The organism is Pseudoalteromonas sp. bablab_jr011 (assembly GCF_016464045.1).
GTDB lineage: Bacteria > Pseudomonadota > Gammaproteobacteria > Enterobacterales > Alteromonadaceae > Pseudoalteromonas > Pseudoalteromonas lipolytica.
Genome location: NZ_JACDWU010000073.1, coordinates 1 through 334, shown reverse-complemented (window position 1 = coordinate 334; position 334 = coordinate 1). Strand labels below are relative to the sequence as shown.

Here is a 334-nt window from a genome sequence, read left to right as displayed (position 1 = left end):
TCACAAAATAGTCATTCCACCTGCAAATGAGAACATACTTTGGGAGTATGTTTATTCATACTAACACTGGCTAAAATACCGTTAACAGACACACTGTACATGGACTCTTTTTTTATGGATAAATACCTTGGCTCAGGCACGCCTTTTACACCCCGCAACGTACTTAGCTTACTTTCTCCTATTATTATCTGCAGCTTATTACTAAGTGGCTGCGATATCGAAAATAACATAGATAAGCTCACTGGAGAGCAAGACAAGCAAGTACATGCTCTTATTGAGCGCACTAAAGCCCACATGGTGTTTGTTGAAGGCGGGAGCTTTATGATGGGAGATG

At 40.7% G+C, this 334-nt stretch carries 1 pseudogene; it reads left to right on the top strand.

Annotated features, from left to right (window positions below):
- Positions 1-114: 114 nt before the first annotated feature.
- Positions 115-334, top strand: a pseudogene (locus JIG41_RS01910) (hypothetical protein); the annotation flags it as partial.